26 protein-coding genes are annotated in these 26226 nt (G+C 58.9%); 13 read left to right on the forward strand and 13 right to left on the reverse strand.

Annotated elements, in window-relative coordinates; translation table 11 throughout:
- Both P3T24_RS12240 and P3T24_RS12245 read right to left on the reverse strand, forming a co-directional pair.
- Complete coding sequence (locus P3T24_RS12240; protein WP_074267023.1) at positions 1 to 888, reverse strand: isocitrate lyase/PEP mutase family protein; 888 nt, start codon at positions 886 to 888, stop codon at positions 1 to 3.
- 55 nt (positions 889 to 943) lie between these two features.
- On the reverse strand, positions 944 to 2266 hold the full coding sequence (locus P3T24_RS12245) for an MFS transporter (protein WP_429434855.1): 1323 nt from the start codon (positions 2264 to 2266) through the stop codon (positions 944 to 946).
- Positions 2267 to 2771: 505 nt separating this feature from the next.
- Between P3T24_RS12245 and P3T24_RS12250 the strand changes: the two genes are divergently transcribed.
- From P3T24_RS12250 to P3T24_RS12260, 3 genes are all read left to right on the forward strand, one after another.
- Positions 2772 to 5369 carry a DNA-binding protein gene (locus tag P3T24_RS12250; RefSeq protein ID WP_429434858.1) on the forward strand — a complete coding sequence of 866 codons (2598 nt, stop codon included), beginning with the start codon at positions 2772 to 2774 and terminating at the stop codon, positions 5367 to 5369.
- Between the two features lie 240 nt (positions 5370 to 5609).
- Positions 5610 to 6671: a catalase family peroxidase gene (locus P3T24_RS12255; protein ID WP_429434860.1), complete on the forward strand. Its 1062-nt coding sequence runs from the start codon at positions 5610 to 5612 to the stop codon at positions 6669 to 6671.
- Entirely contained in the window at positions 6668 to 7201 is a 534-nt protein-coding gene (locus P3T24_RS12260) for a cytochrome b (protein WP_074267027.1), read from the forward strand. Before P3T24_RS12255 ends, P3T24_RS12260 begins: the two co-directional genes overlap by 4 nt.
- Before the next feature lie 25 nt (positions 7202 to 7226).
- Here the strand turns inward: P3T24_RS12260 and P3T24_RS12265 are convergent, their stop codons facing one another.
- From P3T24_RS12265 to P3T24_RS12275, 3 genes are all read right to left on the reverse strand, one after another.
- Entirely contained in the window at positions 7227 to 8018 is a 792-nt protein-coding gene (locus P3T24_RS12265; protein ID WP_429434862.1) for an SDR family oxidoreductase, read from the reverse strand.
- A gap of 76 nt (positions 8019 to 8094) precedes the next feature.
- Positions 8095 to 9438 (reverse strand): MFS transporter, encoded by a 1344-nt coding sequence (locus P3T24_RS12270; RefSeq protein ID WP_429434864.1) that lies wholly within the window; start codon positions 9436 to 9438, stop codon positions 8095 to 8097.
- 118 nt (positions 9439 to 9556) lie between these two features.
- Positions 9557 to 10489, reverse strand: a complete 933-nt coding sequence (locus tag P3T24_RS12275; RefSeq protein ID WP_429287345.1) for a 3-keto-5-aminohexanoate cleavage protein — start codon at positions 10487 to 10489, stop codon at positions 9557 to 9559.
- 136 nt (positions 10490 to 10625) lie between these two features.
- Between P3T24_RS12275 and P3T24_RS12280 the strand changes: the two genes are divergently transcribed.
- A complete protein-coding gene (locus P3T24_RS12280; RefSeq protein WP_429434866.1) occupies positions 10626 to 11651 on the forward strand; it encodes an AraC family transcriptional regulator in 1026 nt (341 codons plus the stop codon).
- A 45-nt stretch (positions 11652 to 11696) separates the two neighbouring features.
- Here P3T24_RS12280 and P3T24_RS12285 read toward each other — a convergent pair whose 3' ends face one another.
- Together P3T24_RS12285 and P3T24_RS12290 are read right to left on the reverse strand one after the other, a co-directional pair.
- Positions 11697 to 12212, reverse strand: coding sequence for an AAA family ATPase (locus tag P3T24_RS12285; RefSeq protein WP_429435306.1), 516 nt, complete (start codon positions 12210 to 12212; stop codon positions 11697 to 11699).
- A 44-nt stretch (positions 12213 to 12256) separates the two neighbouring features.
- Entirely contained in the window at positions 12257 to 12799 is a 543-nt protein-coding gene (locus tag P3T24_RS12290; RefSeq protein ID WP_429434869.1) for a GNAT family N-acetyltransferase, read from the reverse strand.
- A gap of 131 nt (positions 12800 to 12930) precedes the next feature.
- Here P3T24_RS12290 and P3T24_RS12295 point away from each other — a divergent pair, with 131 nt between their 5' ends.
- A complete protein-coding gene (locus tag P3T24_RS12295) occupies positions 12931 to 13635 on the forward strand; it encodes an alpha/beta fold hydrolase (RefSeq protein WP_429434872.1) in 705 nt (234 codons plus the stop codon).
- Positions 13636 to 13657: 22 nt separating this feature from the next.
- On the opposite strand, the gene P3T24_RS12300 is transcribed toward P3T24_RS12295, so the two are convergent.
- Positions 13658 to 14560 (reverse strand): DMT family transporter, encoded by a 903-nt coding sequence (locus P3T24_RS12300; protein ID WP_429434874.1) that lies wholly within the window; start codon positions 14558 to 14560, stop codon positions 13658 to 13660.
- A 14-nt stretch (positions 14561 to 14574) separates the two neighbouring features.
- Between P3T24_RS12300 and P3T24_RS12305 the strand changes: the two genes are divergently transcribed.
- From P3T24_RS12305 to P3T24_RS12315, 3 genes are all read left to right on the forward strand, one after another.
- On the forward strand, positions 14575 to 15156 hold the full coding sequence (locus P3T24_RS12305; protein ID WP_429434876.1) for an N-acetyltransferase family protein: 582 nt from the start codon (positions 14575 to 14577) through the stop codon (positions 15154 to 15156).
- Positions 15153 to 15734 carry a nucleotidyltransferase family protein gene (locus tag P3T24_RS12310; protein ID WP_429434878.1) on the forward strand — a complete coding sequence of 194 codons (582 nt, stop codon included), beginning with the start codon at positions 15153 to 15155 and terminating at the stop codon, positions 15732 to 15734. The genes P3T24_RS12305 and P3T24_RS12310 overlap by 4 nt, the downstream gene beginning before the upstream one ends.
- 67 nt (positions 15735 to 15801) lie before the next feature.
- Positions 15802 to 16785, forward strand: coding sequence for a tetratricopeptide repeat protein (locus P3T24_RS12315; RefSeq protein WP_429434880.1), 984 nt, complete (start codon positions 15802 to 15804; stop codon positions 16783 to 16785).
- A gap of 25 nt (positions 16786 to 16810) precedes the next feature.
- Here P3T24_RS12315 and P3T24_RS12320 read toward each other — a convergent pair whose 3' ends face one another.
- From P3T24_RS12320 to P3T24_RS12335, 4 genes are all read right to left on the reverse strand, one after another.
- On the reverse strand, positions 16811 to 17443 hold the full coding sequence (locus P3T24_RS12320; RefSeq protein WP_429434883.1) for a nucleotidyltransferase domain-containing protein: 633 nt from the start codon (positions 17441 to 17443) through the stop codon (positions 16811 to 16813).
- 353 nt (positions 17444 to 17796) lie between these two features.
- Positions 17797 to 18873 (reverse strand): threonine aldolase family protein, encoded by a 1077-nt coding sequence (locus P3T24_RS12325; RefSeq protein WP_429434885.1) that lies wholly within the window; start codon positions 18871 to 18873, stop codon positions 17797 to 17799.
- 115 nt (positions 18874 to 18988) lie between these two features.
- Positions 18989 to 19804 carry an AraC family transcriptional regulator gene (locus tag P3T24_RS12330; RefSeq protein WP_429434887.1) on the reverse strand — a complete coding sequence of 272 codons (816 nt, stop codon included), beginning with the start codon at positions 19802 to 19804 and terminating at the stop codon, positions 18989 to 18991.
- A 135-nt stretch (positions 19805 to 19939) separates the two neighbouring features.
- Entirely contained in the window at positions 19940 to 20881 is a 942-nt protein-coding gene (locus P3T24_RS12335; protein ID WP_429434890.1) for an aldo/keto reductase, read from the reverse strand.
- Between the two features lie 255 nt (positions 20882 to 21136).
- Here P3T24_RS12335 and P3T24_RS12340 point away from each other — a divergent pair, with 255 nt between their 5' ends.
- The 4 genes from P3T24_RS12340 to P3T24_RS12355 are packed head-to-tail and all read left to right on the forward strand — an operon-like array spanning position 21137 to position 24124.
- Complete coding sequence (locus P3T24_RS12340) at positions 21137 to 22369, forward strand: SpoIIE family protein phosphatase (RefSeq protein ID WP_167379428.1); 1233 nt, start codon at positions 21137 to 21139, stop codon at positions 22367 to 22369.
- A 14-nt stretch (positions 22370 to 22383) separates the two neighbouring features.
- Positions 22384 to 22947: a SiaB family protein kinase gene (locus P3T24_RS12345; protein WP_074267043.1), complete on the forward strand. Its 564-nt coding sequence runs from the start codon at positions 22384 to 22386 to the stop codon at positions 22945 to 22947.
- Between the two features lie 20 nt (positions 22948 to 22967).
- Positions 22968 to 23354, forward strand: coding sequence for a DUF1987 domain-containing protein (locus tag P3T24_RS12350; RefSeq protein WP_074267044.1), 387 nt, complete (start codon positions 22968 to 22970; stop codon positions 23352 to 23354).
- 11 nt (positions 23355 to 23365) lie between these two features.
- Positions 23366 to 24124: a GGDEF domain-containing protein gene (locus P3T24_RS12355; protein WP_429435309.1), complete on the forward strand. Its 759-nt coding sequence runs from the start codon at positions 23366 to 23368 to the stop codon at positions 24122 to 24124.
- A 176-nt stretch (positions 24125 to 24300) separates the two neighbouring features.
- On the opposite strand, the gene soxR is transcribed toward P3T24_RS12355, so the two are convergent.
- Positions 24301 to 24780, reverse strand: a complete 480-nt coding sequence (gene soxR, locus P3T24_RS12360) for a redox-sensitive transcriptional activator SoxR (RefSeq protein ID WP_429406130.1) — start codon at positions 24778 to 24780, stop codon at positions 24301 to 24303.
- Between the two features lie 85 nt (positions 24781 to 24865).
- Between soxR and P3T24_RS12365 the strand changes: the two genes are divergently transcribed.
- Positions 24866 to 25879: a questin oxidase family protein gene (locus P3T24_RS12365; RefSeq protein WP_429434893.1), complete on the forward strand. Its 1014-nt coding sequence runs from the start codon at positions 24866 to 24868 to the stop codon at positions 25877 to 25879.
- Positions 25880 to 26226: the final 347 nt, after the last annotated feature.

The following is a 26226-nucleotide window of genomic DNA, read 5'->3' on the forward strand; positions in this document are numbered from 1 at the left end:
TCAGTCGTTATCTGCGGCGTATTGTTTGTCGAGGCGATCGAACAGCGGCTTGTCGACCAGGCGCTGGCGCTCGTTGAACGGAGCCAACAAGGTCGGGTCTTCGTCGAGCTTGCCTTCGTCGCGCAGCACGGCAAGTGCTTTTTGCATGCCGAGCACCGCGCTCTGCAACGCTGCATTCGCATACAGCACGATGCCGAACCCCAGCTCCGCGAGTGCGCTCTGCGGCATGACCGGGGTTTTGCCACCTACCACGATGTTGATCAGCTGCGGCGTGCTCAACAGGGTCGGCAGGCGTTTGATTTCGTCGAAGGTCTCGACCGCCTCGACAAACAGAATGTCCGCACCCGCCTCGGCAAAACGATGCGCGCGTTCGATGGCCGCCTCGAAGCCATGAACAGCGCATGCATCGGTGCGCGCAACGATCTGGAAATTCGCATCTTCACGCGCGTCGACAGCGGCGTGTAGTTTGCCGACCATCTCGCTCGTCGAAATCACGGCCTTGCCTGCGAAATGGCCGCATTTCTTGGGGCTGACCTGATCTTCGAGCTGGATCGCGTCGGCGCCGGCCCGCTCGAGCGTCCGCACCGTTTGACGCACGTTGAGCGCGTTGCCAAAGCCAGTGTCCGCATCGACGACGAGCGGCAGATCCACGGCGTCGCGAATCCGTGAGGTGTGTTCCGCAATGTCACTCAGGCCGATAAAGCCGAGGTCGGGCAAGCCGAACGACATGTTCGTGACGCCCGCGCCGGTGATATAGAGCGCGCTGAAACCGGCATCCGCGACGACGCGTGCGCTCATTGCATTGAAGGCGCCGGGCATGAGCAGGGCGCGGCGTTGCTGGACGGCCTCGCGAAAGGCGGCGCGCCGCGCCGCGGATGATTGTGACATGGCTGATCTCCCGGAAGATGGAGAATGAGTATGCAGGATTTACGCCGATCCGGCATCAGGCAGCGGGTTCGATCCCCTCATCGATAATCGGCCGGCGGGCCATGAACCAATAGAACAGCGCCGCACAGCCGGCAATGATGCCGCCCGAGATGAAGGCGAGGGCGTACGAACCGGTGCGGTCGACGATAAACCCGGCCACGACCGGTGAAAAAGCCCCGCCAAAGTAACCGCCGAAGTTCTGGATTGCGCTCACCGACGCGACCATCGACGACGGTGCGATATCGGCCGCGAGGGCCCACGCCGAGCCAACCACGGCAGACACGAAGGCGAGACCAACGGTAAACAACGTCAGCGTCACGTTGAGGGAGTGAGTGAAGGGCAACGCGACCGCGCACACGGCGGCGCCTGTCGCGCAGCAGGCAATCAGTAACCGCTTGGCATCGATCGGCGCCGCGAGATGGCGATCGACGATTTTCTTCGCCAGATAGCCGACCGCGATCTCGCCGACCGCGCCGCCGGCCCACGGGATGCCCGCATACACGCCCAGTTGTGCGAACGAGATGTGAAAGCGATCGAGCAGATACAGCGGTAAAAACACCAGAAAGATGTTCCAGAGCCAGATGGTGCAGAAGTAGCCGAGGATCATTCCCCAGACGCTGCGGCGCGTGAACAGCGAACGCCACTTGACTGACGACGTCGTCAGCGAGCGTTCATGACCGCCGCCACCCGCTTCGATGTAGGCGCGTTCTTCGTTCGAGAGACGCCGGCTGTCCACCGGGTTGCGATACAGCATCAGGAACAACAGCGCAAACGCGATGCCGAACGCGCCTGTCACGTGGAACAGCGAGCGCCAGCCGAATGCGATCATCAGCGCGACGAGCATGGCCGGCGCAAGCGCCGGTCCCCACTTTGACGACGAATCCCACACGCCGGTCGCAAAGCCGCGCTCCTTGGCCGGAAACCATGCCGCGGTGATTTTCGCGGAGGTCGGCCAACACGGTGCTTCGCCGACGGCAAGCAAGGCGCGCATGACCAGCAAGCCGGACATCGAACCTACTACACCCGTTAGCCACGTAGCGACGCTCCACCAGATCATGCCGATCGCGTACGCGCGCTTCGCGCCGAAGCGGTCGATCACCCAGCCTGCGGGCAATTGCATCACCGCATACGTCCACGCGAACACGCTTCCGAGCAGGCCGATCTGCGTGCGTGTCAGGCCGAGTTCGTGAATCATGCCGGGCGCGGCGATCGACAGGCTCGCGCGGTCCATGTAGTTGATGATGCCGCCGATTAGCAGCCAGATCACGACATGCCAACGGTAGTTGAGGCGGGTGGTTCCTGCAGCAGCAGCGGATACGGGAATGCTGGGTTCGTCCAAAGCTTGTCTCCGTTCGCATGGCCTTTGGCGGCCATTCATTGTCGTTACCGGCGTCTGTTCCGGCATTGTGCAACGCGAGGTGGATTCGCGTGCGCAAAGCGACCAGTGTACGGACGGAAACCGGCTGGCTCCAATCAGCAAACCGTATGGGCCGATACCGTTTGCGTTATCGGCCCCCGGTGCTTGGTCCCGCTCACGCGACTTGGTCGCTTTCGGACAAGAAATGCGTGATCTGGCGGGCGGGAATGGCTAGGGAAAAGACTTTGTAGGTTGGCGGGTATGCCTATAAAGTATGCCCGTCGGCCCTTCGACAGGGCCGCTGGCTGGCACAGGCGGACGAGGAAGCCACCAGGCAATCAGGTGAAAAGAAGAAGGGAATTCGTAAGGTTTTCGGCCTTTGAGGCAAACTCACGGCAAACGTTATTTCCTTTCATCGGATACGTTGTTGATCGTAGTAACGTATCGGATTATCTTTCGCCCGCTTACATCGATTTTTGAGGCGCTTATGTCCACGGACGCAGACACAATCACCGATGAACAGGTTGCAGCAATCGCGGACCGCATGGTCGAAGAAGGCAAACGGGTCTCCCCGGTAACGATCTGGTCGGAGGTTCGCGGAGGATCGCTGGTTGCGATCGTCGCGGCCTTGCAACGCTGGCGCGAAGCGCGCGAGGACAAAACCCTCGAACTGCAACTGCAGACCGGCTTGCCGGGCAGCCTCGCTGAAACCGTGATGAGCGCCGCCTCCCGGATCTGGACCGCATCCCAGGAGACGGCAGAGCAGGCGTTTAACCAGCGCCTGACGGTAATGGGCCAGCATCTGGAGTCTGCCTTCGCGGATCGGGACGAGGCGCATGCTGAGTACCAGAAGATGTTCGAAGAAGTCGAGGCGCAGCGCGAGCGGCTTGATGCCCTGACGAATGCGCTGAGCGCTGCGGAACAGACCGCCGCACAACTGGGTTCGGAACTCACGGCGGCGACGAGTCGCGCCGAGGCGGCTGAGGCGCGCGTCGAAGAACTCGCACAGCGTGTGTCGATTGACGAGGCCAGCCTGGAAGCGACGAAAATATCGCTCGACGAGGAACGCGCAGCGCGCGAGGAATTGGCCTCAGTTGTCGCCAGCAAGACCGATGAGATAGTGCAGATCAGCCAGGAGCGTGATTCCGCGCGCCAGGAAGTCGCGACGTTGGGTGAGACCTGTCAGGCGAAATCGCAGGAAGCGGAAAGGTGGTCGCAGGAGTCGAGCGAGGCCACAGCGCGGGCCGAGTCGGCTGAGGCGCGTATAGCGGAGCTGGTGCAGCAGGCATCGGTGGACACGGCGAATCTCGAAGCCACGAAGGCGTCGCTCGACGAGGAACGCAAGGCGTGCGAAGACCTGGTGGCGGTTGTCTCCAGCAAGAGCGACGACATAGCGAGGCTCACTCAGGAACGCGATGACGCACGGCAGGAGATCGCGGCTTTGAGCGCCACGTGCCAGGCGAAGTCGGACGAAGTGGACCGGCTGTCAGCGGAATCGAGCGCGGCTTCGTGGCGCGCGCAAGCTGCCGAGGCGCGTATCGAGGAACTTGTGCAGCGGGCGTCGGTGGAAGAGGCGAATCTGGAACTCACCCGGACTTCGCTTGAAGAAGAACGCAAGGCGCGCGAAGCGTTGGCGGCGGCTCTCGCAAGCAAGAGCGATGAGGTCTTGCAAACCGCTCAGGAGCGCGATGCTGCGCGGCAGGAAGCTGCCACGCTGACCAATGCCTGCCAGGCGAAGTCAGACGAAGTGAACCGGCTGCTAAACGAGTCAAGCTCACTGGCATGGCGTGCGCAAACCGCGGAAACGCGTGTCGAGGAGCTCATGCAGCGCGCGTCGGTGGAAGAGGCCAATCTTGCCGCTACACAGACGACACTTGAAGAAGAGCGCAGGGCGCGTGAAGAGTTGGCCGCGGTTGTGTCGGGCAAGAACGACGAAATAGCGCGGATTAGTCAGGAATACGATGCACAGCGGCAGGAGGTCGCGACGTTGCGCGACACGTGTCAAACGCAGTCATCCGAACTGAACCGGTTGCTGCAGGAGTCAGGCTCGCTCACGTCGCGCGCCCAGGCAGCCGAGGCTCGCGTGGAGGAACTTGCCCAGCGTGTGTCGGTGGAAGAGGGCAATCTGGAAGCCACCAAGGCCTCGCTCGAAGATGAACGCAGAACACATGACGAATTGACTGCGGTTATTGCCAGCAAAAACGATGAAATAGCGCGGATCACTCAGGAGTACGAGTCAGCACGGCAGGAGGTCGCAACGCTAAGCGCCGCTTCTCAGGCGAAGTATGACGAAGCGAACCGGCTGTCTGATGAACTCAGTGCGACCTCTTCTCGCGTTGACGCCGCCACCTCGCAGGCGAACGAGAGCTTCGCGCGACTCGCCGCGCTGGAGATGGAACTGAACGAGGCGCGCGCGGCACTGGCGGCGGAACGCGAAAACGCTGCGGCGCGAATCGATGGGGCATCGGCTCAAATCGACGAATTGCGGCGCATCACCGATGAACTCGACGAGACCCGCAAGCAGGTCAGCGCGTTGAGCGAAGCGAAAACGGCAACTAGCGCGGAACTGGACCGGCTTTCGCAGGACGCCTCTGCCGCGCGGGAGCGGGCCGAGGCGGCCGAACGGCATGCCGCGGAACTGGAGCAGCGTCTTGCGGAGCAGGCCGATGCTGCCGCCAAAGACGATCAACCTGGGCGGCCAACCGGTGCGCCATCGGACGGCACGGAGAGCGCGGACGAAGTCGGCGCGTTGCAACGCCAGATATCGGCCCAGGCCAAAGCCCACGCAAAGGCGCTCAGCGAACTGCGCACTAATGCCGAACAATGGGTGGCGCACGCGAAGGAGCTTCGACAACGGCTTGGCCAGGCTAGCGAGAAGATCTTGTTCATCGATGCACGCAGCACCGGAGAAGTTGCGCTGGTACGGCGGCTCTCGTCGGAACTGGAACGGCTCAAGCCGGATCACGAGTTGATCGCACGGGATGCGCAGCAACGGCTGATCGGCGCGACGATGGCCCAGCAACTTGCGCAGAAGGGCTACCGGTATGACCCGAGTACGGCGGTCATGTCGAAGGTGGAAGGCTGAGGGACGGGCCCATGCTGTCAACGCAGGTTGACGCAAGGTCGGGAATTTTGTCCATACTATGCGGATGTCTTCGCGGGGACGCTAGTCTTAGGGGTGTCTGTTAGCCGGGCCGGCCGCTCATGGCGGGTTCGCGGACTGCGGCACCCGCACGCCAACGTGGCGCGGTCCACAGATCAATGGCACTATTGTCGCCGCACTGCTAGATTTCTACTCAGCCGAATCACTGTTCGGGAGAGATCGATGGCCGACCGACCGACTTCCAACGCGTCCACGGCGCGTTCGCTGGTCCTGATTGCAGTTGTCGTGGTCGTGCTGGTCGCGGCCTTCGCCTTTACGGCCGGCTGGCTCTCGCCAGACCGCCTGACGCCGGCCAGGATCGTCAACGCCCTGGCGCCACCGGGCGGCGCCGCGCTCGGCTTCCGGCGCAATCATGCCAAGGGTATCTGTTTTACCGGCACTTTCGAATCGAATGGCACGGCCGCGGCGCTTTCCAGGGCGCCGATGCTCGCGGCCGGCTCGTTCCCTGTCACCGGGCGTTTCAATCTGGCTACAGCGGACCCCAAGGCGCCAGACGCCACGGTGCGGGTGCGCGGCCTCAGTCTGCGCATCGTCGCACCGGATGGTAGCGAATGGCGCACCGCCATGATCGACGCGCCTTTCTTCGCGGTCTCCACGCCGCAGGCCTTCTACGGTCTGCTAAAGGCTTCGGCTGACAAGAGCGATCCGGATGCCATGAAGAACTTTATCGCCGCGAACCCGGAGTTCGGCAATTTCGTCGCGTGGGCCGGCAGCGCGCCATGGACGGGTTCTTTTGCGCAAGAGCGGTACAACAGCCTCAATAGCTTCATCTTCACCAATGAGGCGGGACAGGACCAGGCCGTGCGCTGGTCCTTTGTGCCCGCGGCGCAACCCGAGGCTGTGTCCCCTGACCAGTTGAAGGCGCGTGGCGATGACTTCCTCGACACGGATATCACGCAGCGGGTGCACAGCGCGCCGCAACGATGGACGCTTGTCATCACCGTGGCCAATCCTGGCGATCCGACCGCCGACCCCACCAAGGCCTGGCCGGAGGATCGACGCAAGGTGGAAGCGGGCACGCTGGTGGTCAGCGCCATTGAGCCTGAACCTGACGGGCCGTGTCGCGATCTCAACTTTGACCCCACCGTCCTGCCGCCAGGCATGCACGTGTCGGACGATCCGTTTCCGGCCGCCCGCTCAGCCGCCTATGCCGTCTCGTTCGACCGGCGGACCGCTGAGGATAAGGACTATCCGCACACCCCAGCGGCAGGAGCCACGCCATGAATCCGATCCATGATCGCTTCACACCGTTGCAGCGCGCGCTTCACTGGCTCATGGCAATCTGCATTCTGGCGATGCTGTTTATCGGTGTCGGGATGGTGTCGACTGTCCGCCCCGACTATCTCTCGCTGGTGTCCATCCACAAGCCGCTGGGTATCGTTATTCTCGTGCTGGCGTTGGTTCGTCTCGTGGTCAGGTTGGCGTATGGCGCGCCTCCGCTGCCGGCCTCGATGCCGGAACCGATGAAACTCGCCGCGCGCCTTTCGCATCTCGCGTTCTATCTGCTGATGATCGGGCTGCCGTTGATCGGATGGGGCATGTTATCGGCCGCGGATTATCCCGTCGTGGTCTTCGGGGTACGTCTGCCATCGATCCTGCCGCATAGCAACGGCTTGCACACGCTGCTCTGGAACGCGCACAGGGCCCTCGCGCTGTGTTTCTTTGCGCTGATCGTTCTGCATCTGGCAGCGGCGCTGTTGCACGCGCTGGTTAGACGTGACGGTGTCTTTGAGGCGATGGCGCGCTGGCGGTGAGGCGCTTATAGAGGGCGATCAGGCGTCAAAGATACTCGACGTTCCCGTCGACGCTGATTGCCTGACCCGAGATGTTGCGGCCTGCGGGCGACGCCAGGAAGAGCGTCAACGCGGCGATGTCCTGGACTGTCACCATGCGTCTAAGCGAGATCTTCTCGAGGTATTCGCCTTTCATCGTGTCGAAGCTGACGCCGAGAGCATCCGCACGCGCGGAGATGACGCGATTCATGCGTTCCCCTTCGACGACGCCTGGCAGGATCGCATTGACGCGCACGTTGTTCGGGCCAAGTTCGATTGCCAAAGATTTGACCAGGCCGACGATGGCCCATTTGGTGGACGCATAAGGCGTGCGATACGGATAGCCCAGTCGTCCCGCCACCGAAGACATCGCGATGATGCATGGGTCCGACGACGTTTTCTTTAGCACCGGCACCGCTTTCCTGAGGAAATAGTACTGGCTGTTGAGGTTCGTCGTGATGGTACGGTCCCATTGGTCCGCGTCCATGTCTTCCACGGCCCCGGTCGGTCCGGCGATTCCTGCGTTGTTGATGAGGATGTCCAGGCCGCCGAGTTTGGCGTGCGCGTCGTCGACGATCCGGTCCACGTGTTCACGGTCTGCAACGTCAGCAACGCCTACATGGAGTTGCGGATTGTCGGTTTTCGCCTTGTCGACGGCTGCGGGGTCGATGTCGCAAATGTAGACGTTGGAACCCACTTCCAGAAACGCCTGCGCAATCGCAGCGCCGATGCCAGTCGCTGCGCCCGAAATCAATACGCGAAGTCCGGGGGACGGTTTGAGAAGGTCAGCTGTCCTCATACATTTCCTTGATGGTGAGCGTTGATCATCGGGGTAACGCGCATCGCTTCAACGCGATGCGATGCGGGTCCCAGGCTCATTGTTCTACATTCAACAGGGGTTCGCTCAGACTGGCCGTACGCCCTTCGGACTGGATCGCTTTTGCCAACATTGGCACGATGATAAGTCCCAGAACCGACGCGCCGACGATCACCGAAAAGCCTGACGCACTTTTCCCAGATGCGCTTTCCGCCAGTCCGAAAAGATACGGACCTACGAATCCGCCAGTCAATCCGAGGGTGTTGATAAAGGCCAATCCTGCGGCGGCCTGAATGCCGTGCAGCCGTTTCATCGAAATCGCCCAGTACAAAGGCAACACACCGCCTGCGAAGAAAGCTGTGGCGACGAATAGGGCAAGTTGCACCGGCAGCCAGTCCGACGAGATGAACAGGATCGCGCTGACAATCAGGCCGGCGGTCAAAACGGCGAGATAGATGCAATCGTTGGTTACCCGGCGATGAATGCGCGGCAGTATCAGGACACCAAGCAGAAAGCCGATGCCGACACTGCTCGAAAGCACCCCAATCATTAACGGAGACTTCACGTGCATTTGCTGGATCATCGCCGGAGTGAAGAAGACGAGACCGACAAACGCCACCTGATTCAGGAAATAGATTAGCCCGGTAAGCACGGTAGCGGGGCTTTTCAACGCTGCGACCCAATCGTCCGAAAAGATGCTGGCGTGTGCGGCATCCGGAATTGCGCGTGCCTCGAGAATCCGCGCTTCGTCATTCGACAACCAGCGCGCGTCCGACGGTTTCTCCGGCAGCTTGAACCACAGAATCACGCCGACGACGATCGTAGGGAGTCCTTCGAGTAGAAATAGCCACTGCCATCCGTGCAGGCCGGCGAAGCCGTCCATCTGCATGAAGGCGCCGCCCACCGGATTGCCTATTACCAGTGCAAGAGCAGGCGCGACGTAAATCCACCCCACAGCCACCGAACGGTCTTTCGGCGCGAACCACAGCGTCACCATGTACATCAGCGCGGGAAACAGACCCGCTTCGGCGACACCAAGCAACACGCGGATCGTATAGAACGACCATTCGCCCTGCACGAACATCATCGCAGCGGACAGTGCGCCCCATGTGACCGCAATTCGCGCGATCCAGCGGCGCGGCCCGACTCGGTGAGCTGCAAGATTGCTTGGCACTTCGAGCAGTGCATATCCGATGAAGAAAATGCCTGCACCCAGCCCATATGCGGCGGCACTGATGCCCAGATCGGCAGCAAGCCGCGCCTTCGCTAGCGACACGTTCGTGCGATCGAGGTACGACATGAAATAGATCGCGCACATGAGCGGGATCAGCCGCAACATCGCCTTATGCGTCGCGACGCGGTGTAATTCGCTACTGCTGCCACCCATTGTTGGGGTTGCCATGATGTCTCCTCCGGGGATGATTGTTCATCGTTGTTTTTGTTAGCTCTGAACGACCGGCGTGATCTCCGACGCCGGCACACTGCTACATTCAACTACTGCTACTGCTAAAAGGCCGCGCTCAAAAGTTGACCTTGTCAGCGCCTTTCAGACCAAGCATTTGTCGCGCTTCTGCTGGTGTAGCGATCTCGAAGGAAAGCTCTTCGAGAATGCGTCGAATCTTGCGCACCTGCTGAGCATTTGTTTCGGCTTTCACGCCCTTCGAAAGAAAGACGCTATCTTCCAGGCCGACCCGGACGTTTCCACCCATGATCGCGCCCATCGTCACGAAAGCCATTTGATGGCGGCCTGCGCCGAGAATTGAAAACTGGTAGTTTTCGCGCCCGAAAAGACGGTCTGCCGTGGCGCGCATGACTGTCATGTTCTCCGGCTCGGCGCCGATTCCACCGAGAATCCCGAACACCGACTGAATGAAAAGCGGTGGTTTGACCAGACCCTGATCGACGAAATGTGCGAGGTTGTACAGGTGACCGACGTCGTAACATTCGAACTCGAAACGCGTGCCGTGCTCGCCCAGTTCGAGCAGGATGCTTTTGATGTCCTTAAAGGTATTGCGGAAGATCGTGTCTTCCATCCCTTCGACGTAGTCCTTCTCCCAGTCGTATCGCCACGACGAGATTCTCGCGGCGATCGGGTGAATCGAGAAGTTCATCGAGCCCATGTTCAACGAGCACATCTCCGGCTTGGCGAGTCGCGGATAGGCGAGCCGGTCCGCGAGTGTCATCTTGGTGCTGCCGCCGGTCGTGATGTTGATAACCGCATCGGTCGCTTCGACAATTGCCGGCACGAATTGCCTGAACACATCGGGCGATGGCGTCGGGCGGCCATCGCTGGGGTCGCGCGCGTGCAGATGGAGAATTGCGGCGCCGGCCTCGGCAGCCTCGATCGATTGAGATGCAATCTGCGATGGCGTCAACGGCAGATATTCAGACATCGACGGCGTATGCGTTGCACCGGTAATCGCGCATGAAATGATGACTTTGCGATTGAGCAAGCGTGTCTCCAGAATCGTTGGCTGGCCAATCGATGGAGTGGCCTGTTGTGATATCGATACTAGTGGGATACGATTGCGCCCGTAAGGTCATTTTCGGACAGCTGGATGTGGTTGCAGGACATTCTGAGGTGAAGCGGTGTCATCGAAACTGCCGTTACTGAACGAGCGCATCTACGCGCCTTACAAGATCGCCGCGCTGGTCGAAGTGCTCAGCGAGCAGGGTATTGCGCCCGAACAGAGCCTGAAAGACAGCGGTGTCGACGCCGACAAGATTTACGACGCCTCGGCGTTGACCTCGGTCCGGCAATACGTTGCTGTCTGCAGAAATGCGATCTTGCTGGGGTGCAGTTCCGCGACGCCGTTTATCACCGGGTCGCGATTGCACCTGTCCGCTTACGGGATGTACGGCTATGCGCTGATGTCCTGCCTTTCCCTGCGTGACTATTTCCGGCTTGGCGTGAAGTACCACCGGCTTGCGACACCTACGCTTACCATCGAATGGACCGAGTATGCCGACGAGGGCATCTGGACGTTTCCCGATGCGTTTATCTCCACGCCCTCACGCGAGCTGGGTCAGTTCCTGATCGAGCAACAGTTCACGCAGCACGTGACCCATTTACAGGACGTTGCCGGTCACACCTGCCCACCGACCAAGGCGTGCTTTGCGTATCCGGCGCCCGCGCACGCGGACATCTATTCGGAGTACCTGGGTTGTCCGTGCTACTTCGATCAACCGCAATGCGAGCTTCATTACGACAGTGGCATCCTTGAACAAAAGCCTCAGCTAGCGCATCGGCTAACGGCGACGCTATTGCAGGAAACGTGTGACAGGTTGATTGGCCAGGCGAAGACTTCGGCGGGTGTTTCGGGTGAGGTCTATCAGGTGTTGATGCGTAAGCCCGGCGAGTTTCCGAGCATGGAAATCGTTGCGGATGCGTTGAAGATGACTAGCCGGACCTTGCGGCGGCGTCTCGAAGCTGAGGGCACTTCGTTTGTGGCGATTGTTGATGACGTGCGTTGCTCGCTCGCGACCGAATATCTGAAGACGACCAGTATGAGTACCGACGATATCGCGATGTTGCTCGGGTTCAGCGACCCTGCGAATTTTCGGCGGGCGCTGAAACGGTGGACGGGGAAGGGGCCGGGGGAGTTGCGTCGATAGGTCTTGCGTGATCGAAAATGCGAATCTATTAGTGCGACGAGGAATTTAAATTTTCTGAGGCGGCATCGACAGACGACTGACGATGGTCTCGACAGCCTGCTCAATCGAAACGTTAGCCGTGTCGACTACGAGATGTTCCGATTCCCATGGATCGTATTGACGTTCAAGTACGTTTTTCCATGTCGGTAGCTTGTGACCGGGAATATCGGCGTTTCGTCCCTCGACTCTTTGACGGTGCGTCGCGGCATCCGAACAAATTACCTCAATCTCGAAGATCGGCACATCTGCCTCGAGCGCAACGTTTCTCCACGCGCTACGCGTAATATGCAACGAGTTGACCGAGTCTGCGACGACAGTCAGGCCGAGGCGTAGATTGTCGGCCGCGACCGCATATGCCGCGAGATAGCCGGCAGGTCCAATATCCGCGCCGGCGTCCCCGGATGCGATAAGTGCCTGTTCCAAGGTATCAATGCGTAGATATACCGCGGCGAGTTTGCGGGCGAGCGCTTGCGCGATCGTCGTCTTTCCGGTTCCCGGCAGACCTCCGAAAGCAATCAACATTGCGATGTTCCCTGTGAGCAAGTGCGAGGCGGCCAGGTGTCTGATCACGAATAAGTTTGCAACCAATGCGCACGCGAAATCGAAAAGGCGCACACAGTGTCCGGCGTGTGTGTGGCATCGTTCTTCGCGATCGGTTGCAGGCCGAGCTTGATGAGTGTATTGAGGCTACTTTGGTTCCAAAGTGCGGCACCTGCCCAAATGTCTTTTATCGCCAGGACGGTGAACGCGTAGCGAATGACGGCCGCCGCCGTTTCGAAGGCAAGGCCTGCGCCCCAATAGGAAGGGTGCAGCCAGAACGCCAGATTCCAGCTTTCGGATTGGTCTTTTTGCACGAGCGATACTTGGCCGATGCAACGCTCTCCAGTCTGGAGGTCGATCGAGAATATATAAGCTCGCCCACTCGCCGACATCGCAAGGACCGACTCCAACCAGCTCTTCAATCTTCCTTGCCGAAGCAAGCCAGCAAGTGGAAGTTCGTGGGGAAACTCAGGCGCGCCAATCCCCACAAGCAGTGCGTCGTAATCGTAAGATGTAGCCGGCCTGAGTGAACAACGATCGGTCGGGATGACGAGAGTAGTGTTCTCCATTTTTTCGGGCGAGTATTGACTTGCGGTGAATGACCAAGACGTCGCAGGCCTTGGGCTCACAATTCATTGACTATCAATTTAGCACGATGGCTTGAACAACCGTTCAAGAGCGCTATTCGAGAGTGGCTTACATGACCAAAAGAGGAAAACCTGAACTTCTCCTTCTGCATGCGCTTCCGCTTGATGGCTCGATGTGGAGCGCGCAAATGGAGCTTCTTCCAGGCCGGACCTATGCGCCGACGCTATACCCCTTGGGCGATCGGATAGAAACATGGGCGGCCGAGGTCCTACGCCTCGTGAAAGGCGATCGTCTGATTGTGGTCGGTTGCTCGGTTGGAGGCTCCTGTGCGCTTGAAGTGGCCGCCGCTGTGCCTGATCGTGTCGCGGCGTTGGTTCTTATCGGAACCAAGGCCCAGCATCGTCCAGATGCCGCGCTTCACGCTTCCGTTCTCGATACGCTTGAGGGCCAAGGATTGGAAGAGGCCTGGCGGCTCTTTTGGGCGCCATTGCTTTCAGACACGGTCTCCATTCACGCGATCCGGGAAGCGAGGCGAATAGCGCTATCTCAGTCACCGCATGAGGTATCCCGAGGGGTAAGCGTCTTTCATAGCCGTCCGAGTCGCGATCAGGTTCTCTCTACATTTCCCGGTCCAGTTATCGTGGTCACCGGCGAAGATGACAATTTGCCGGGTCTAAAAACGAGCGCCGCACAGGCCGATTCGGCTCGAAACGGAAGTCTCTACGTTGTTCCCGGATGTGGACACTACGTGCCCTTGGAGCGCCCGGAGATTTTCAATTCCATCATGCGGGATGTGATTGCCGATCATCGCTCATGAAGCCGCGCTGACCGAGAACTCATCAAGCCAGCGGTCCCTCTTTATCTTTCCGCCGCACCGCGACCGCGATAGCGCTTCCGACGATGAGCGCAATTCCCGCGAACGACAGCGGTTGAATCGTCTCGCCCCAGATGACGTAACCGAACAGCGCCGCCCATACGATGCTCGTATAGTTATACGGCGCAAGCTTCCCAGTGTCCGCCTGGCGAAAGGCGACCGTCATCAGGAGTTGTCCTGCGGTCGCGAACGCGCCGAGCAGTGCCATGACCAACAGCGCCGCCACGGACGGCGTTCGCCAGCCGATTACGAGGGTAAAGCCGGTAACAAACGTCCCAACGAGAGTGAAAAACAGAACCGTTGTCGCCGAATCGTCGGTAGACCGTATGCGCTTGATCTGAACGATAGATAACGCACCGAAGAAGGCGCTCAGGAGCAGGAACGTCGGACCGAGCCAGCTAGAAGGACCGCCGCCCGGACGCACCACGAGCAGCACACCGCAGAATCCAACGAGCGCTGCTGCAACTCCACTTGCTGTCCATCGCTCTTTCAAGATCAGCGGCGCGAGCAGGATGACAATCAGCGTCTCCGAATACGCGAGCGCCACCGCTTCGCCCAATGGAACGTAAGGCAAGCCTGCAAAGAAGAATCCTGAAGCACCGAGAAGCGTAAGCGCACGCAGAGTCTGACCTTTGACATCGATATTGGCCAAACGCTCAGCTAGGGAAATGCGACCCCGGCAGCACATCGCCACTGCCGGCACCAGGCCGAACAGCATCCGGAAGAATGTCACTTCATTAGCCGGATATTGCAGCGCAACCGTCTTCGCCAATGCATCCACCACAGCAAAGCAGAACATCGAAGCGAGTATGCTGACGACGCTGTTCAGCGGAAGCGGGTTGGCGCCTGTTGCGCCGGACGATGGCATAGCGGTACGGAAGTATGAGCGTGTCGGTATCATCTCATACGACTGAGCACCGCCCTTTTGTTGCATTTAGAATTACCGCTCTCACTTCGACGGTTCACCTGATGCTAACAATCCGCCCGCTCGCCAACGAGTCGCACGACGACCGCGCCAATGCGCTGCGCATTTTTCTGGAATCGCCCTCGTACACCGAACTGGTTGAAGGTCGTTTGCCGTCTGCAGAAGATGTCGAGGACTTCTTCTATGGCAAACCGGACGCCAAGGATCTAGCGGACAAATCGGTGTTCGGCTTCTATGTTGGGTCGGAGATGATCGGGTGTGCTGACGTGATTCGCGCGTATCCGACTGATGACTGTGCGTGGATAGGGCTGCTGTTCTTTTCTGAAGCGCACCAGCGTCGAGGTTACGGCACAGGCGCATTGGCGTTGATAGACGCGATGGCGCATGAGTGGGGTTACCGCAGATTGCAGCTCGCAGCCATTTCAACGAACCCGGGTGGATTAGCTTTCTGGCGGCGTGAGGGCTTTGAAGAGATCCGTCGCACGACCAATCAGCGATTCACCGGCGAAGTCATCGTCATGGAACGAACTATCAAATGAGTGCGACCCTGGAGCACCGTTTGATTCAGGTTACGAGAGCGAATCAATGGAACTCGCTAATTCTTGATCGGGCGGTACAACTCGGCTTTGAGGATTGGTGGCTGACGGCTGGCTGCATTGCGCAATCCGTCTGGAATATTGCTTGCGCACGAGATATCCATGTAGGCATTCGGGATTACGACCTGTTCTACTACGATCCGGATACGTCATGGGATGCGGAAAACGAGGTCATTGGCAATGCGAGTCGCATATTCGCCGACCTCCCCGTTGAGGTGCAGGTACGCAATCAAGCGCGTGTTTCACTTTGGTATGGGCAGAAGTTTGGAATCCCGTTTGGCCCTGTAAATAGGGCTTCGGATGGCATAGATCGATTTCCGTGCGCGACGACTGCGGTTGGGGTCAAGCGCCGGCAAGGAGAGTTTCAAGTCTATGCGCCTTTTGGCCTGACGTCTCTGTTCGACGGCATATTGAGGCCCAATCACGCACTTTGGATACCTGAGGTGTACGAAGAGAAAGCCGCGCGTTGGCAGCGCGAGTGGCCGTATCTTCGGCGGGTGTCCTGGCAGTTAGTGGAATAGCATTTTTTTCGCGCCGTCATTTGACGCTAGCATGCGAGTTTTCCCTAGGATGTTTATGCCGGTGACCATGAAGCAGATCGAACCGATGCAATCTTTGCTGCGCATTCATCGCCTCCGATGGAGCCGCACGTTAAGACGATCGCGTGGGCAGATCCGGCTATATGCCGCGCTCGCATTCCTTATTGCAATCAGCCTTTCTCGACCGCTGCTCGCCGCGCCGCTAGACATCAATCAGCTTTGGAACTGGGATTCACCTGCCCAGAGCGAGGAACATTTCCGCGCCGCGCTGGCAGGTGCCGATGCAGATCAAACATTCATTCTCCAGACCCAGATCGCGCGAACCTACGGTTTACGCGGTCAGTTTGTCCAGGCACGTCAGATCCTCGACAGTCTCAAACCTGAACTGGCCCACGTCTCGTCAGAGGCACAGGCGCGCTATCACCTGGAGCGGGGCCGCACATTTGCCTCGGCCGTATCCGTTCCTGGAGGGGTGACGCCGGACATGGTGCGCGAGGCGCGTAATGAATATAGCGCGGCGTTTCGCATAGCAAACCAGCATCATCTCGACGCGCTAGCGGTGGATGCTCTGCACATGATGGCCTTCACCGATACCGCGCCGGCGGATCAGTTGCGCTGGGACGAGCGCGCGTTGACACTCGCCTTGCAGTCCTCGGATTCCACGGCGCAGCATTGGGAGGCGTCACTGCGCAACAATATTGGAAACGCGCTCAATGATCTCGGCCGCTACGCGGAGGCACTCGAACAGTTTCGCATTGCGCTCGCGCTGCGCGAACGTGAGGGAGACGCAGAGGCAACCCGTCAAGCATGGTGCTCGGTGGGTTGGACGCTGCGCCTTTTGGGCAAGAATACCGAAGCACTAGCGATTCAGCAGCAACTGCTTGCTGAATACGACGCTATCGGAGCAACAAATCCAGATGTTCTGGACGAGCTCAAGGAAATCTATCGGGCCACTGGCGACGAACGGAATGCCGCGGTGTACGCGAGTCGCCTGCAGGTGTATCAGGCGGCGCATCCTGATGCTAGTCAGTGATCGGGGAATATGTGTGCCTGATAACTCATAGACGTGCTTCCGTCAGCTCAAATGTGGCTGCAACCGCTTGTTCGATCGCGGCGAGGCTTGCCTCGGGTTTTAGCGCCATTTTGAATACTTCGCAGTGTTTCGCGTTTATGTCTTCCATGGTGCGCAGGGCTTGCTTTGGGCCTAAATACCATCGACCTCGGGCCGCGAAGTAATCCTCGAGCAGTGAGAACAAGAGCCAATGACGCCGGTAGTCACCTTCAGCATCTCCTTTAGCAGCTCGCCTTAGCATCTTCGCTGCCCAAGCCCTGCGAATCGATATCTCGGCCTCGGGTATCTGTTCAGGCCCGGCGGTGTACTGGGCGTGCACTTTCGCGAGCACGTCGTCACCGAATGCGCCTCGCTGGAATAGCACTCGACCTGCATGAATGCGGATCCAATCGGGATCGGCCTCGTCGTTTGTGGCGTGCACGAACAAGTCCAGGAATAACCCATTCCATTGCGATGCGACACGCTCCGGACCTCCGGCGTCACGAAACGCCATTACGTCGATGTCGCTCGCTGCGTCCCAGTCATCGCGTGCGCGCGAACCATAAAGAATCGCGGTATGGCAATCGTAAGTAGTCTGAAGTTCAGCAGACAGTTTCGTCAGCAAGTCTTTATTGAGCATAGAACGCCTCGCCAGAGCTCAATAGCGTTGTTAGCGGGCAGCGATCAAGATCGACCAGCAGCGACGAAAGGCACGATGCGCGAGACCGGGCGCACGAGTGTAGGCAGGGGTGCTTATGCACCCCAGGTAGACTATGTTCCATTGATAAAATCCGTTGTCCATGCAGATACAACCGCACCCGTGAGGATGGCGGCGGCAAAGAGCTATACAGCGGAAACGGGTTTTACATTGGAACGTTTAGATGGAGTCGCTAGGTTTTCGCGCATCCTAATTCAGAATAAGCTCGATACGCAAGTTGATCTTTAATGTCCAACGCCCGCTCATTACTTTGGGCAGGCGTCTTCGCACAATCATCATCGACCCGCGTAATGACGTGTCACATGCGCAAGCAGGTTGTCGACATCCTCAGCCGTGGTAGAGAACGACGTCACGAAGCGGACGACGTTGGTTTCCCAGCGATCGTGATAAAACTTGAATCCTGCCTGAAGTAGCGACTCGATCACCGCTGACGGCAATCGGCAAAACACGATGTTGGCCTCAGGCGCGCCGAGCACTTCGATGCCGCTCAACCCCGCGAGTCCCTGGATCAGGCGCTGCGCAGCGTCGTTGGCCTGGCGTGCGTTGCGCAACCAGAGATCGTCGGTCAAGTATGCGTCTATCTGGGCCGAAAGAAAGCGCATCTTCGAGAACAGATGACCCGCACGTTTGCGGCGGTAACCCATTTCGGGCGCGAGGGATGCATCGAACAGCACGATCGCTTCCGCTGCGAACACACCGTTCTTGGTTGCACCGAACGACAAGGCATCGACCCCGGCCTTCCATGTCATTTCCGCAGGCGAGCAGCCCAGCGAGACCAGTGCATTGGCAAATCGTGAGCCATCCATATGAAGTTTGATGGAGGATGCCTTGCAGACCTCCGCCAGCGCTCCGATCTCGTCGAGGGTGTAAACGCCTCCTTCTTCCGTCGCCTGTGTGATGCTGACGCACGATGGTTGCGTCGAATGGACGTCACCCACTTTCACGCGAGCCGCGCTACCAAGACTTGCGGGGTCGATCTTCGCGGATGGGCCGTCCACCGCGACCAGCTTCGCGCCATTCGCATAGAACACGGGCGCGCCACACTCGTCGTTGTTGATATGGCTCGCCGGATGGCAATAGATGTTGCCCCACGGTGGCGTCATCGCGCTCAGGCACAGCGCGTTGGCGGCGGTGCCGGTGGGCACCAGAAACACGTCGACTTCGCGCTCGAAGATTTCGCTCAACTTATGTTCGACGCGAGCCGTGAGCTCATCTGCTCCATATGGGCTCGCTTGCCCGGTGCTATTCGCCAAGATGGCTTCAATGACCTCCGGCGACGCGCCCGCGATGTTATCGCTCGTGAATCCCATAGCCGGCGTCTGGGCGCCGTCCGACCGATTACTACTGTCCATTGTCGTTTCCTTAACTCGACGGGCGGAGAACTTCCTCCCTGATTGGCGCATCGTATGTCGAGTGAGGTCGCTGGACTTGTAAAAAATTGATCGATCGTCAAGCCGTGGGCACGCTTCAGGCCCTGTAGTTCGACGGCGCGGCGCCGTAGGCCTGCCGGAAAGCGCGATTGAAATGGCTTTGATCGTAAAATCCGACTTCCTGAGCGACGGTTGCGATTGCCTGTGAGCTTCGGGACAAAAGCGCGCAAGCTCGCTCGAGACGAAGACGGAGCAACCACGCGTGAGGCGTCATCCCGACGGTCTGCTTGAATTGCTTGAGGAACTGGAACCTGCCGAGCGAGCAGAGTGCGGCCAGTTCATCCAGCGTGATCTTGTCGCCGAGGTGGTTGAAGCAGTAGTCTTTGACGCGTTCCCACTGAATGCGCGAAAGCGAGCCGCGCACCGTTTCAGGCACGATCGTGCGCGATTGGCCCAACAGACGTTCCAGCAACGTGAGCCATTCCGTCTGCATCTCAAGACTGCTCGCAGCGTTACACCACCTCATCTCATTGTGCAGGCGCAGGAGATGGCCAGCTAGCAGGGGGTCTTCGAGTAAGGCGCCTGCGAATTCCGGCGTGCGGTGAAGGCCGCCGATCTCCTCTGCCACGCTGGCGAGGAGTTCCTGTGAAAGGCGGAATGTCCTGAGCGTGGATTGGCTGCCATCCGCCGTGACGCCATCGTGGATCTCGCCTGGCGGCATCAGAACCACTGTCCCGGGTCCGTGCAGGACGGCCTTTCCGTTAACCCTCTGGCGCTGAACCCCGTCCGTCACTAGCCCCACATGTAAATCGAGGTGGAAGTGGCGGTCGAAACTGAAATCCGTGAAGCGTGCGGTACTCAGCACCAGGCCGGGTATCTCGGACACTTGCTGGAACTGGGCATACTCAGTCATGGAAAAGGGAGCGATGACGCGTGTTGTCGGGCGTTAGTAAAGTATAACGCCGCAAATCTCACCGCGAGGCCACGCCACGTCACGCGATCTGGCTGGTACGAATAGCGTATTCGATGACTCGGAAGTCGCCTTCGCTTATTGCGTGCGGCGCGGAATGAAACCGGGGCTGCCGGTCTTGACGACTTCGTTGAACCTCTGCCGCGTCTCAATCCGGTTAATCTCATCGAACGCGTCTTCTGGAAGTGCGGAAACATCCAGATTCTCTTGCGCGCGTGCTGCAGTTTTCGGGGTGGTAAGCAAAGCCCCACCACGTTGGATCGCCCACGCAAGCAGTACCTGGGCTGGCGTCTTTCCAGTTCGCACGGCAATCTGCGAAATGACCGGATCCTCGAGCGGTCCCGGCCTGATTCCGTGACCTAGTGGCGCAAAGGCCAAAAACACGATGCCATGCTCTTTGCAGAACTCCAGGAGTTCGGTTTCCGGGAGATACGGATGTGCTTCCACCTGTACCGCCGCCGGCTTGATTCGTGCGGCTTCATAGAGCGGTCGTAACTCGTCCAAACCGATGTCAGATAGTCCGATAGCCCCGCATCTTCCATGGTCGACGAGCTTTTCCATCGCGCCCCATGTGTCCAGCAAAGTCACGCCCTTGTCGTAGATGACATTACCGTTTGCATCACGCGGGTCCTGCTCATCTCCCGGTTGAAATGCAAACGGAGTGTGGATCAGATAGAGATCAAGGTAATCGAGGCCGAGCCTTTCAAGGCTTGCGTTGAAAGCTGGTTCGACTCGCTCGGGCCGATGATTGGAATTCCACAATTTTGTGGTCACGAAGATGTCTTCGCGTGCGATTCCGCCGGCGGCAAGCGCTGCGCGCAGCGCTTCGCCCACCTCGCGCTCGTTGCGGTATCGCTCGGCACAATCCAGGTGTCGATAGCCCGCTTCCAGCGCGTCTCGGGTAGCGCTGATAGTGACAGCGGGATCGGGAATCAGCGTGCCAAATCCGAGTGCGGGCATGCGGCCGCCTCCATGATTGAGCACCAGCTTTTTGCTCCGGAAATCGGAAGACTCGAGCATGATGACACCTCCGCACAACTTCACATCCCGCGATGTATAACCTGCACTTGTTGTAATTGTGGCGCAGGAGTCGTTTCGTCGATCAAGTGTAGCAAATGACGGTCAAAGCCAAAGGAAAACGTTTGCCACGGGCCTTCCGGCCCGCTCGCGTTTTTTCGGGGTTTTTAGCAGGTTTCCTTTAATGGTCTGGCGTAACGAAACTGTCATAAAGACCCTTTAGCGTGCTTGATTTCTCGTTCAACCGGTAGTCGTGAAATGCACCCCGCGCTTGCGCAGTTTCGTCGTCCCGGCGTGCCAGGAAACCCGCGTTGCGCCGGCGACCTGTGTCAGGAAGTCCCCGCCATCGATGCGGCCGATTCGAACTCCCTGGCAATGGAGATTTTCTATTCGCGGGGCGATATGGTCAGTTTGGCCGTTCTGGAGGGCGATCGCCCCATCGGTCTGATCAATCGCGATATTTTCCTGTCGCAGATGAGCAAGCCGTTCCACCGCGAGCTTTACAACAAGAAAAGCTGCATCGCGTTCATGGACAAGGATCCGCTCATTGTCGACGCGGACATGAGCATCGAAGCGCTGACGTTCAAGACGGTCGAGGTAGGTAACAAGGCGCTCTCCGATGGATTTATCGTGACGCGACAGGGCCGGTTCGCCGGACTGGCTAGCGGCTTTCAGTTGTTAGGCGCCGTGGCCGAGATGCAGGCGGAAAAGAACCGGCAAATCATGCAGAGCATCGAATATGCGAGCGTGATCCAGCAAGCGATGTTGCGCGCTTCGCGCGACGCGTTGTCGTCCATGTTGCCGGATGCCGAACTGGTATGGGAGCCGCGTGATGTGGTGGGCGGCGACTTTTATCACTTTGCTTCGTTCCCCGACGGATGGTTTGGCGCTGTAGCCGACTGCACCGGACATGGCGTGCCGGGCGCTTTCATGACGCTGCTTGCTTCGGCCTCACTCTCGCAGGCGCTTGAACGAATCGGACCACGTGATCCAGCCGCTCTTCTCGCAGCAGTCAATCGCAACGTCAAGGGGTTGCTCGGTCAAGTAAATGGGGCAGGCGAGTCGCCGCAGTCGAACGATGGCCTCGACGCAGCATTCTTCTGGTTCGACGCTGCACAGCAGCGACTCTATTTTTCCGGTGCACGCATCGCCCTTCATGTTTTGCGGCCGGATGCCGATAACTTCGAGAGCATTCCGGGCGAACGCATGGGCGTAGGGTATGTCGACAGTCTGGCGGACTATGCGTGGGCGCTGAACGCAGTCGCGCTTCCGCAGGGAAGTCTTTTGTTCGTTTCGACAGACGGGTTGATCGATCAGATTGGCGGTCCCCGAAAAATTGCTTTTGGGAGGCGCCGCGCTCTCGAGTTCATTGTCGAGAATCGTGCGCAACCATTGTCCGGCATATGTGAAGGTTTGCAGCGCGCGCTCGCCGACTGGCAGGGCGCACAATCGCGTCGCGACGACGTAACGCTATTTTTTGCACGCGCTTAGGGTAGTCCATGAATATGTTTGAACTCTTAGAACAGGATGCCGCGTTTTTCGAACTTGCTCAGAGGCGCAACCTGCTTTTTTATCACAAGGGCTACTTCTCCCATAGCATAGTCGCGGCGATGAGTGAGGTCGTGAAACTGCAACTGGAAGTGGCCGGCATCAACGCGCCGACCCGGCGCAAATTGTTTTCGTCGTTTATCGAACTCTCGCAGAACATCATTCACTATTCGTCCGATTCGCTCGCCGAGGGCGGCGGGACCGGCGGGGCCATCCGTGAAGGCGCGGTGTGCATCACGACGGACGGTGAACGTCATCTCATGTTATGCGTGAATCCTGTTGCGACGTCGGCTGTGAGCCATCTGCGCGAGAGGCTTGAGCCGTTGTGCAATATGTCGCTTGAAGAAATCAAGCAGGCGTACAAAATATCGCTGCGCTCCGATACGCCAGAAGAGAGCAAGGGCGCAGGGCTCGGGTTTCTGACAATGGCTCGCGACGCGAGCGCTCCGCTGGAATTTGCCTTTTATCCGCGTGTCGATGCCCCTGAAACCACGCTGTTTTGCCTCAAGACCATCATCTGACCTAGGGACGAGTCGGCACCATGGACAACCTTCATATCGCGGCCACGAGTACGTCGCCGGAAATCGATTTTCAATTTGACCAGAACGTTCTGACGTTCAGGGGCGAGTCTTACCCTGAGAACGCAGCCGCGTTTTATGCTCCGGTGATCGAGCGGCTTCGCGCGTACCTTGCGGGTTGCAGCGATGCCGTCATCACAGTGGAAGTCACGCTGACTTACTTCAACAGTTCGAGCACGAAGATGCTGTTCAGCGTGTTCGACGCGTTGGATCAGGCCGCTTCATCTGGGAACCGCGTGGTGGTGAGATGGTTCCGGGACGCCGAGGACGAAACCATTCTCGAGTTTGGCGAGGAACTGCAAGCCGATTTCACGGCAATCGAGTTCAACGATTGCCCGGTTGCGACGTAAGGGCGGCCACGGTGGGCTCAACTTCCTCCTCGGACGCAGCTGCGAACGACGCTCCGGACCTGTTTAAGACCGAGAGCGAGGCGCTGGAGAAGGCGCGCGCGATCCATGTGAACGCCAACGCCGACGCGGAGCAGTGTCGTCTGGCGCTGGCTGAGCTGATCGGAAATTTCGAACGCCTGATGCGCGAGACGCGCCGCCTGATTGGCCGCAGCGACCGCGCCGAGCGTGAGATGCATGCACTGACGCAACAGCTGCAATATCGTGCGACACACGATGCGCTGACCAATGTATTGAATCGTAGCGCCGTGATCGAGCGGACGATCAAAGCGCTGCGCGCCGATCGGGCCGTGATGATCCTGCTCGATATCGACGACTTTAAAAAAGTAAACGACGACTACGGACATCCTGTTGGAGATGCGGTGATACTCGGCATTGTCGACTGCCTGCGGCGCATCGTTGGTGAAGAGGGTGTTATCGGTCGCGTCGGCGGTGAAGAATTTACGGTGTTGTTGCCGGGGTATGGACTCACCGACGCACTGCAACTGGCGGAGAAGATGCGCGGGGCGATTGGTAGCCACGTCTTCCCTGCGCCGGTGAATCGTCGTATTACCGCGAGTTTTGGCGTCAGCGCAAATTCTGCTCGCACGGACTTCGATACTGCATACGGGCTAGCGGACTCCGCCTTGTATAAAGCGAAGCGAGGCGGGCGGAATCGCGTGGAGTTTGCTAATCCTCAGGTGGTTTGTCCCGCGATGCCGGGTGGGGATTGAAGGGGAATTTGTCGCGGCAGGTAGCGCAGCGACTTTTGGCTTCCGAGGCTACAACGCCGGCTTGAATCGTCCTGCATTCCGAGCCTTCTACCGTGCATTTGCCCGAAACCGAATGACCATTTCCAGGCGACTAGGCCTGAAAATCCGTCCTGCATGCACGGACGAAAAGTGCGTACTCAAGATTGGCCTTTAGCCTCGGCCAGCACCGCACGCGAAGTGTCGCCCAGTAGATAGCGGGCACCGCTGCCGCGCCGTCGGGCGACGTCTTCGGGGTTGTAGAGCGAGCAGGATTTCAACGACAGGCATCCGCAGCCCACACAGGACGCAAGCTGATCGCGCAAGGCGATCAGTCCGTCTATGCGCTCCTGGAGCAAAGGCTGCCATGCCCGCGAGAGGCGCTCCCAATCCTGTTTGGTCGGAGTGCGCTGCCCGGGCAACGCGTCAAGCGCAGATCGGATCTCCGCCAGATTCAATCCAACGGCCTGTGCGGCGCGGATAAACCCGACCCGGCGCAGCGTCTCCCTTCGATACTGCCGTTGACCGCCGTCCGTTCGGGTGCTGCTAATCAGCCCCTGTTCCTCGTAGAAGCGGATCGCACTTGTCGCCACGCCGGAGCGCTTCGCAAGCTCGCCGATGGTGATTATCGTCTCGTTCATGACGCTCCCGGGTATTTGCTCTTGACTTCAAGTTTACTTGAACTTTCACAATAGGACCTCCTTCCTTTGACTGAGAGACAGTCACATGCACAGCGACTCGGTTCGGCTCAAGTTGAGCGAGCTTCTGGATGCGAACGCACGTTTCGACCTTGCCGCAAGAGGTACAACCAATCACTGCCCAATGGCGCTTGTTGCCTTGGCGGAAATGGGGGCGTCGCCTAATCGACTGCAAGCGTTCTTCGATATGTGGGAGCGCGAGTACGCCTTGAGCGCACCGCCTGTTGACGCGACTATCTCCCGTAACGACTGGAAGCGACACGTGGGCGAACGTGAGGCATTCGGTGCTTTACGACTTTGCTTCCTGGACTGGATCGTAGACGCCGGTGCTGTTCAGGTAATCACGGCGGTGCTGCAGGCGGTTCCTTTCGCGCCTGCTACGCAGGCCTTTCATTCGCTTATCAGGCTGGCCTACGGCATCGAAGCGGGGCATGCCGGCGAGATTGCAGCGGGGCTGGCATCGTTGATTTCGTCGCATCTGCCTATTGACATTAGCCTGGACAAAAATCCGAGGGCTGAGAGTGCCGATGCTGGATTCGATCACGCCGCTCGCGCATTAAGCGGTACGGTGTTCGCCGGTAGCTCGATCACGGCACGCTTGCGCGCCGTTGCAAGCGATGTGCGGTTTGGCACGGCGGTCCTTGCGCCTCCCGCCAGTGCGGCCTTGCTGGACGATCTGGCGCGAGCGACGATTGCCGCATACTGGCGCAAACCCGACTTCACATTGCTGCACAAGGTCACGGCAACGCGCGCCGCGCGAATCGTCTTTGCCGAGCTTCACGATAGCCTCGTCGAGCAATTGCTGCCCGGCTTGTGGGTTGCGCTAAGCGCCGCTTACGCAATGATCGGCAGACCAGCCAATACGGAAACGAGCGTTCCGAATGTCGCGGTTGACTGGAGCGAGTTGTGCCAGATGGCGGTCGCCTCGGACGATGATCATGTGATCAAGATGACGTACACATGTCTTTGCGAGGACCGTCGCCAGCCGTCGCCGCTTTATCTCGCTTCGGCAGCGAGGCTGTTTGAGCCGTCGAAAGCTTAGCGTCGACGCTCGAATGCAGGTAAGAAAAGAGAAGGGAGTCGAGGCCAACATCTTCGCACTAGCCCTTGCATACCGAGTTTCTGCTGCGGTTAAATGGCATTGCGTTGTCGTGTTCCAGGTGACGCGACGATGCAAAAGTATTTTCTTCCACAAAAGGCAACCGGAAGCCCGCTCTAACCAGCGGGCTTTTGGCTTTGTCCAGTCGTTGCGTTGACTGAGATTGTGCATATTCAAAGCATGCCGAACTAATTCGCCAGCGCGAAAATCCTTACCAAATTTCAGAGACAACATTCGACAGATAGGATAGCGAATCGAACGAGCGTACGCATAGAATCGCCTCTGATTTA

Origin of the sequence: Paraburkholderia sp. GAS33 (assembly GCF_050436645.1) — a bacterium.
In the GTDB taxonomy this organism is placed as follows: Bacteria; Pseudomonadota; Gammaproteobacteria; order Burkholderiales; family Burkholderiaceae; genus Paraburkholderia; species Paraburkholderia phenazinium_B.